8 protein-coding genes are annotated in these 7831 nt (G+C 54.2%); 6 read left to right on the forward strand and 2 right to left on the reverse strand.

The window, feature by feature from the left end; genetic code table 11:
• Positions 1-13 precede the first annotated feature (13 nt).
• The 6 genes from nudC to FAZ14_RS19820 all read left to right on the forward strand — a co-directional run bounded on the left by nudC (position 14) and on the right by FAZ14_RS19820 (position 4447).
• Positions 14-787 (forward strand): NAD(+) diphosphatase, encoded by a 774-nt coding sequence (nudC, locus tag FAZ14_RS19795; protein ID WP_038906759.1) that lies wholly within the window; start codon positions 14-16, stop codon positions 785-787.
• Positions 788-842: 55 nt separating this feature from the next.
• Complete coding sequence (gene hemE / locus FAZ14_RS19800; RefSeq protein ID WP_016943855.1) at positions 843-1916, forward strand: uroporphyrinogen decarboxylase; 1074 nt, start codon at positions 843-845, stop codon at positions 1914-1916.
• A complete protein-coding gene (gene nfi, locus FAZ14_RS19805) occupies positions 1916-2590 on the forward strand; it encodes a deoxyribonuclease V (RefSeq protein WP_153509084.1) in 675 nt (224 codons plus the stop codon). The genes hemE and nfi overlap by 1 nt, the downstream gene beginning before the upstream one ends.
• A gap of 91 nt (positions 2591-2681) precedes the next feature.
• Positions 2682-3272 carry a YjaG family protein gene (locus FAZ14_RS19810; RefSeq protein WP_012882984.1) on the forward strand — a complete coding sequence of 197 codons (591 nt, stop codon included), beginning with the start codon at positions 2682-2684 and terminating at the stop codon, positions 3270-3272.
• A gap of 187 nt (positions 3273-3459) precedes the next feature.
• A complete protein-coding gene (hupA, locus tag FAZ14_RS19815) occupies positions 3460-3732 on the forward strand; it encodes a nucleoid-associated protein HU-alpha (protein ID WP_012882985.1) in 273 nt (90 codons plus the stop codon).
• 4 nt (positions 3733-3736) lie between these two features.
• Complete coding sequence (locus FAZ14_RS19820; RefSeq protein WP_153509085.1) at positions 3737-4447, forward strand: DUF1481 domain-containing protein; 711 nt, start codon at positions 3737-3739, stop codon at positions 4445-4447.
• Between the two features lie 87 nt (positions 4448-4534).
• Here FAZ14_RS19820 and purD read toward each other — a convergent pair whose 3' ends face one another.
• Positions 4535-5824, reverse strand: coding sequence for a phosphoribosylamine--glycine ligase (gene purD, locus FAZ14_RS19825; protein ID WP_153509086.1), 1290 nt, complete (start codon positions 5822-5824; stop codon positions 4535-4537).
• A gap of 15 nt (positions 5825-5839) precedes the next feature.
• Complete coding sequence (gene purH, locus FAZ14_RS19830; RefSeq protein ID WP_153509087.1) at positions 5840-7429, reverse strand: bifunctional phosphoribosylaminoimidazolecarboxamide formyltransferase/IMP cyclohydrolase; 1590 nt, start codon at positions 7427-7429, stop codon at positions 5840-5842.
• Positions 7430-7831: the final 402 nt, after the last annotated feature.

The following is a 7831-nucleotide window of genomic DNA, read 5'->3' on the forward strand; positions in this document are numbered from 1 at the left end:
GGCGATAAAAGAGATGGAAGTGACGCTGAAAGGTGAAGAAAGCGGGTGGTGGGTGGTATATCACCGCCACCAGATCTGGCTGCCTCAGGGCGAGTTACCGAAAGGAACAGCGGCGCAGTGGCAGCTGCAACAGCGTTCTGCCCGTCAGGTTGGCGAATGGCTGGGGGAACCGGTATGGCTGGTGCTACAGGAGAAGGCGAGCGACATGGGGTCGGTACGTGAACTGCTGAGTCAGGATGCCGGGCTGTTCCAGTTGGCGGGCCGTGCGGTGCAACTGGCGGAATTCTACCGTTCGCACCGATTTTGCGGTTACTGCGGCCATGAAATGTCAGCCAGTACTACTGAGTTGGCCTGCCTGTGTCACCACTGCAAAGAGCGTTACTATCCGCAAATCGCCCCTTGTGTGATTGTGGCTATCCGCCATCACGACAAAATTTTGCTGGCGCAGCATTTACGCCACAAAGGCAATATGTACACCACGTTGGCTGGCTTCGTTGAAGTAGGGGAAACGCTGGAACAGGCGGTGGCGCGGGAAGTGATGGAAGAGAGCAATGTCCGCGTCAAAAACCTGCGTTATGTCAGTTCACAGCCGTGGCCGTTCCCGCATTCGTTGATGATGGCGTTTATGGCCGATTATGACGGCGGAGAACTGAAGCATGACCCGTCTGAACTGCGGGATGCTAACTGGTTTCGTTATGACCGCTTGCCGGAACTGCCGCCACCGGGTACGGTAGCCCGGCGTTTGATTGAAGACACGGTCGTACTGTGCCGTGAGGCTGATCAGTGATCGGCCATTGCCAGCGACAATCATGCCTGCACGCAGGCGTTACAAGGAAAAGACCATGACTGATCTGAAAAATGATCGCTATTTGCGTGCGCTGTTGCGCCAGCCTGTGGATGTGACTCCGGTATGGATGATGCGTCAGGCTGGGCGTTACCTGCCTGAGTACCGTGCGACTCGCTCGCAAGCCGGTGATTTTATGTCGCTGTGCAAAAATGCCGAGCTGGCCTGTGAAGTGACGTTACAGCCACTGCGGCGTTATAACCTTGATGCCGCTATCCTGTTTTCCGATATTCTCACTGTGCCGGATGCGATGGGGTTAGGTCTCTATTTTGAAGCGGGGGAAGGGCCGCGCTTTACCTCACCGGTGACCTGCCATGCCGACGTGAAAAAACTGCCGATACCGGACCCGGAACTTGAACTGGGTTACGTGATGAACGCGGTACGGACTATTCGCCGCAATCTGGCTGGCGCGGTACCGCTAATCGGTTTTTCCGGCAGTCCATGGACGCTGGCGACGTATATGGTTGAAGGCGGTAGCAGCAAAGCCTTTACCGTCATCAAAAAAATGATGTTCGCCGAGCCGCATACGCTGCATTTACTGCTGGATAAGCTGGCGGATAGCGTCACGCTTTACCTGAATGCCCAGATTCGAGCCGGGGCGCAGGCGGTGATGATTTTTGATACCTGGGGTGGCGCACTCAGTGGCCCGGCTTACCGTGAATTTTCGCTACACTACATGCATAAAATTGTCGATGGCTTGCAGCGTGAACATGATGGTCGTCGTGTACCGGTGACGTTGTTTACCAAAGGCGGCGGTCAGTGGCTGGAAGCGATGGCGGATACCGGTTGTGACGCGCTGGGGCTCGACTGGACGACGGATATTGCCGATGCACGGCGTCGTGTGGGAGACCGGGTTGCGCTACAGGGCAACATGGACCCGTCGATGTTGTATGCACCACCTGCCCGTATTGAGCAGGAGGTCGCCACCATTCTGGCGGGCTTCGGTTCTGGCAATGGTCATGTGTTTAACCTGGGGCATGGTATCCATCAGGATGTGCCGCCGGAGCATGCCGGTGTCTTCGTTGAAGCGGTACACCGTTTATCCGCACCGTATCATCAGGACATGGCCTGATGGATATACCGGCATTGCGCGCTGAGCAATGTGATAAAGCGGCGTTGGTGGTTCGTTACGATGATGTGCCTTTTGAACAACCAGCGCTGATTGCCGGTGCGGATGTCGGTTTCGAGCAGGAAGGCGCGGTAACCCGTGCGGCGATAGCGGTACTGGCGTATCCGTCGCTACAACTGGTGGAATACCAAATTGCGCGCATTCCGACGGTGATGCCTTATATCCCCGGTTTTTTGTCGTTTCGTGAGTATCCGGCGCTGATGGCGGCATGGGAACAATTACAGCACCGGCCGGATTTGCTGTTTGTTGATGGGCACGGCGTGTCTCATCCTCGTCGTCTGGGGGTGGCCAGTCATTTCGGTTTGCTGGTCAACGTACCGACGATAGGTGTTGCCAAGCGACGATTGTGTGGGCAGTTTTCGCCGCTGGCAGACGCAGCAGGCAGTCGGCAGCCATTGCTGGATAAAAATGAGCAGATCGGCTGGGTATGGCGTAGCAAGGTGCGCTGCAACCCGTTGTTTGTTTCCACCGGTCATCGTGTCGGTATGGACAGCGCGTTGCAGTGGGTCATGCGCTGCATGAACGGGTATCGTCTTCCGGAACCGACCCGTTGGGCGGACGCGGTGGCATCAAACCGTCCGGCGTTTCAACGCTGGCAACGTGAGGCCGGGCTGTAGGATAATGCCGGGCAGTAAACTTTAGGAATTCAGGTATATGGCAGTGTAGTGATTTTCGTTACACTGCCGCCCATTATTATTGAGATAAACAATGTTACGTAACCCGATCCATTTGCGTCTGGAAAAACTGGCAAGCTGGCAGCATGTCACCTTTATGGCTTGCCTTTGTGAACGTATGTACCCCAACTACCATGAGTTCTGCCAGCAGACCGGGTTTGGGGATGCACAACTCTACCGGCGCATACTGGATTTGGTATGGGAAACGCAGGTCGTTAAAGACGCCAAGGTCAATTTCGATAGCCAGTTAGAAAAACTGGAAGACGCCATCCCCGCGCCGGATGATTACGATATTTATGGTGTTTATCCGGCCATTGATGCTTGCGTGGCGCTGAGTGAATTACTGCATTCGCGTCTGAGTGGTGAAACGCTGGAACATGCGGTAACCATTAGCGAAACGTCGATTCGCACCGTGGCGATGCTGGAAATGACGCAAGCCGGTCGGGAAATGACCGATGAAGAGTTAAAGGACTTGCCCGCAGTTGAAGAAGAATGGGATATCCAGTGGGAGATTTTCCGCCTGCTGGCCGACTGCGAAGAACGCGATATTGAGCTGATAAAAGGACTGCGCGCCGACCTGCGTGAAGCCGGAGTCAGCAACATTGGGATAAATTTGTATCAATAACGCGATAAAACGTGATTTAAGGCCTGAAATGGCCTGTCTTTAGGCTTCACATCCGCACCCTGTCTGGTCTACATTTGGGGGGCGTAATAAAAGTGGCTGTCGGTGCGTGTATGCAGGAGAGTGCTGTTATGGCATTTCCGTCGCACTCGATGCTTAGCAAGCGATAAACACACTGTAAGGATAACTTATGAATAAGACTCAACTGATTGATGTAATTGCTGACAAAGCTGACCTTTCCAAGACCCAGGCTAAAGCTGCTCTGGAAGCTACCCTGGCAGCGATTACTGAGTCTCTGAAAGAAGGTGATGCAGTACAATTAGTTGGTTTTGGTACTTTTAAAGTCAATCATCGTAATGAGCGCACTGGCCGCAACCCGCAGACTGGTAAAGAAATCAAAATCGCTGCCGCTAATGTGCCCGCGTTTGTATCTGGTAAGGCATTGAAAGACGCTGTTAAATAAGCGCATGCTGATACAAGGTTTAAGCAGAGGGGCGATTTCGCCCCTTTTGCTTTTCTTCAGACGATATATGCGGGTGGTTGTTCCGGTGCTGGTGTGCTGGCTGACCGCCTGTAGTTCTCATTCGCCGACGCCTGCTGTGTTTGCCAGTGGTTATCTGGCCGATCGCGGAGTAGTCAGGTTATGGCGCAAGGACGACACGCAACAACATCTCACCACGCTGGTGACGGTATTCAGTTCGTTGCAAGGCAACGATGTCAAAACAACCCTGTATCGCTTCCAGCAGGGCGTATTGCGCGAAGTGAAGCAGACGGCCACTTCGCCGTCACAGGGCGAAGTCAGACTGCGTTTTGAACAGTCTGGAAACGTCAGCTTTATGCAGCGACAGTTGCCAGACCGACGGGAATCTCTGTCGGAAGACGATATTGCGTTGTATCAGTTTGACGCCCGACGTTTGCTGGCGCTAAGCGATTCGCTACGAACGGGTAAGGTGTCATTGATGCAAGGGCACTGGAAGACAGGTCAGGTGACCACATGTGATGGAAAAACGGTACGCCCCGATTTTGATCGCGCTTCACTGGCCTGGATTGCTCAACAGAACGAACATGCTGGTGGACCACTTGGCATCGCCTGGCTAGAGTCGCCGGAAGGTACGCAATTGTTGCAGGTAGCCGAAGCCGATTTTTGTCGCTGGGAGCCGACCGCCGAAACGTGGTAGTCAGGGAATGCTGGCCCAGGAAAGAGCGGGTGCCATAAAGCAAAAAATAAGGGGCCGCAGCCCCTTGTTAAAGCGCAATACGGATCGTCAGGCTTTCTGTTCACGGGCGATGGCACGATAGCCAATATCGCTGCGGCAAAAGCTGCCTTCCCAATGGATGGGTTTAGCCAGTTCGTAAGCGCGTTGCTGCGCATCGGCAACGCTGTGGCCCAGTGCTGTCACGCACAACACGCGTCCGCCGTTAGTCACGACATCATCGCCATTAAGCCGGGTACCGGCATGGAACACTTTTCCGCCGGTTGCTTCCTGGGTTGGCAGGCCGGAAATGACGTCACCGGTGTGGTAATCCCCCGGATAGCCGCCAGCGGCCAACACCACACCCAGTGATGGACGGGCATCCCAGTCAGAGGTTTTCTCATCCAGTTTGCCGTCGCACGCCGCCAGACAGAGTTCCACCAGGTCGGATTTCAGACGCAGCATGATAGGTTGCGTTTCCGGGTCACCGAAACGGCAGTTGAATTCGATCACCTTTGGCTGACCATCCGGGGAAATCATCAGGCCAGCGTACAAGAATCCGGTATACACGTTACCTTCGGCCGCCATGCCGCGCACGGTTGGCCAAATAATCTGATCCATGACCCGCTGATGGACGTCATCTGTGACTACCGGTGCCGGTGAGTAAGCACCCATGCCACCGGTGTTAGGGCCGGAATCCTGGTCACCTACACGTTTGTGATCCTGGCTGGTCGCCATCGGCAGTACGTGTTCGCCATCCACCATGACGATGAAGCTGGCTTCTTCGCCATCAAGAAACTCTTCGACCACGATGCGGTGACCCGCATCGCCAAACGCATTACCCGCCAACATATCGGTGGCCGCGTTTTCCGCTTCTTCCAGCGTCATGGCAACAATGACACCTTTACCCGCGGCCAGACCGTCTGCTTTGATAACAATCGGCGCACCTTTGCGACGGATATACTCCAGCGCCGGTTCAATCTCGGTGAAATTTTGGTATTCCGCGGTTGGAATATGCTGGCGAGCCAGAAAGTCCTTGGTAAAGGCTTTGGAACCTTCCAACTGGGCTGCCGCCTGCGTTGGGCCGAAAATCTTCAGGCCCGCGGTGCGGAATGCGTCGACGACACCGATGACCAACGGCGCTTCCGGGCCAACGATAGTCAGGCCAATCGCGTTCTGGCGAGCGAAATCCAGCAGTGCCGGGATGTCTGTCGCGGCAATATTCACGTTTTCCAGCGCGGGTTCCAGGGCAGTGCCCGCATTACCCGGTGCCACATAGACTTTATCAGCTAACGGAGACTGGGCCGCTTTCCAGGCCAGTGCGTGTTCGCGACCGCCATTACCAATAATCAAAATATTCATTGTTATAGCCCCGGATTAGTGACGGAAATGGCGCATGTCGGTAAACAGCATCGCAATGCCGTGCTCGTTAGCCGCAGCGATGACTTCGTCATCACGAATGGAACCACCAGGCTGAATCACACACGTGATACCAACGGCAGCCGCGGCATCGATACCATCACGGAACGGGAAGAACGCGTCGGATGCCATGACGGAACCCTTCACTTCCAACCCTTCATCACTGGCTTTGATACCTGCGATTTTGGCCGAGTAAACACGGCTCATTTGACCGGCACCGATACCGATAGTCATGTTATCGCGAGCATACACAATGGCGTTGGATTTAACGAATTTCGCCACTTTCCAGCAGAATAGGGCATCACGCAGTTCGGTTTGCGTCGGCTGGCGTTCGGTGACTACGCGCAGTTGAGCGGCGTCTACCATGCCTAAATCGCGATCCTGTACCAACAGGCCACCGTTGACGCGTTTGAAATCCAGACCGGAAACACGTTGTTGCCACTGGCCACAGATCAGTACACGGACGTTTTGCTTGGCGGCAGTAACCTTCAGCGCAGCATCACTGGCGGCAGGCGCAATAATCACTTCAACGAACTGACGACTGATAATGGCTTGCGCGGTGGCTTCATCCAATTCGCGGTTAAACGCGATGATCCCACCAAACGCCGATGTCGGGTCGGTTTTGTAGGCACGCTCATAAGCGTCCAGAATCGAATCACCGATCGCCACGCCACAGGGGTTGGCATGCTTAACGATAACGCAGGCGGGTTCGGCGAATTCTTTCACGCATTCCAGCGCAGCATCGGTATCCGCGATGTTGTTGTAGGAAAGCGCTTTACCCTGTACTTGTTGCGCGGTAGCCACCGATGCCTCAGAGACATGCTCTTCTATATAGAAGGCGGCTTGCTGGTGGCTGTTTTCACCGTAACGCATATCCTGCTTTTTAATAAAGTTCAGGTTTAGCGTGCGAGGGAAACGCCCCGAAGGCTGAGTGGTGTCGCCATGATAGGCCGGAACCTTGCTGCCAAAATAGTTGGCGATCATGCTGTCATAAGCGGCGGTATGTTCGAATGCCTTGATAGCCAGATCAAAACGGGTTTCGTAAGTCAGAGAACCGTCGTTGGCATCCATCTCCTCGATGATTGCCGTATAGTCGCTGCTTTTGACGACAATCGCCACGTCATTATGGTTCTTGGCGGCGGAGCGCACCATGGTCGGGCCGCCGATATCAATATTTTCCACGGCATCTTCCAGCGTACAGTCGGCTTTAGCGACAGTCTGGGCAAATGGGTAGAGATTGACGACCACCATGTCGATTGGCTGGATATGATGCTGTGCCATAACGGCATCATCCTGGCCGCGACGGCCCAGAATACCGCCATGCACTTTGGGGTGCAGGGTTTTGACACGTCCGTCCATCATTTCTGGAAAACCCGTGTAATCGGAAACCTCTGTTACCGGCAGACCCGCGTTGGCCAGCAGACGCGCTGTACCCCCGGTAGAGAGCAGTTCAATGCCACGCTGTGACAAAGACTGGGCAAATTCAACGATACCGGCTTTATCAGATACGCTGAGCAAAGCACGACGGATAGGACGACGTTGTTGCATGATGGTTTGATCCCCTGACTAGGTTCTTACTTTAAAGAGCGTTACGTGAATCGTTACGTGAATAGAGACAGTCATATAAAGAAAAATACGGATTGAGTCGCCAATATTCAGCTAACGCACCCACGAATATGTGTCATTCATCAGGGGAGGAATTGTAGCGAAAACGTTTGCGTGATGCTCGCCAAATTTCAAAAAAATGCCAGGGTTGTGGATAACTCTGTGCAAAATAAGGTATAAGCCGGCCTTTTGCTGTGGAATGCAGCGAACGCGCGATTTAATCAAAAATACCGGTTGCGGTCGGCGAGGAACGCCCTATAATGCGACCCCACTGACACGGCAACAGCGGCAACGCAGCGCGGTGTCAGGAAGCGGAAACGAAAATAATCGTTGACACTTCATGAG

The organism is Dickeya oryzae (assembly GCF_009372235.1).
Lineage (GTDB): Bacteria > Pseudomonadota > Gammaproteobacteria > Enterobacterales > Enterobacteriaceae > Dickeya > Dickeya oryzae.

Excerpts from the sequence above, each read along its gene's own strand:
- purD (WP_153509086.1), bottom strand. The coding sequence starts at position 5,824 with ATGAATATTTTGATTATTGGTAATGGCGGTCGCGAACACGCACTGGCC.
- FAZ14_RS19820 (WP_153509085.1), top strand. The coding sequence starts at position 3,737 with ATGCTGATACAAGGTTTAAGCAGAGGGGCGATTTCGCCCCTTTTGCTT.
- nfi (WP_153509084.1), top strand. The coding sequence starts at position 1,916 with ATGGATATACCGGCATTGCGCGCTGAGCAATGTGATAAAGCGGCGTTG.
- hupA (WP_012882985.1), top strand. The coding sequence starts at position 3,460 with ATGAATAAGACTCAACTGATTGATGTAATTGCTGACAAAGCTGACCTT.
- FAZ14_RS19810 (WP_012882984.1), top strand. The coding sequence starts at position 2,682 with ATGTTACGTAACCCGATCCATTTGCGTCTGGAAAAACTGGCAAGCTGG.
- nudC (WP_038906759.1), top strand. The coding sequence starts at position 14 with ATGGAAGTGACGCTGAAAGGTGAAGAAAGCGGGTGGTGGGTGGTATAT.
- purH (WP_153509087.1), bottom strand. The coding sequence starts at position 7,429 with ATGCAACAACGTCGTCCTATCCGTCGTGCTTTGCTCAGCGTATCTGAT.
- hemE (WP_016943855.1), top strand. The coding sequence starts at position 843 with ATGACTGATCTGAAAAATGATCGCTATTTGCGTGCGCTGTTGCGCCAG.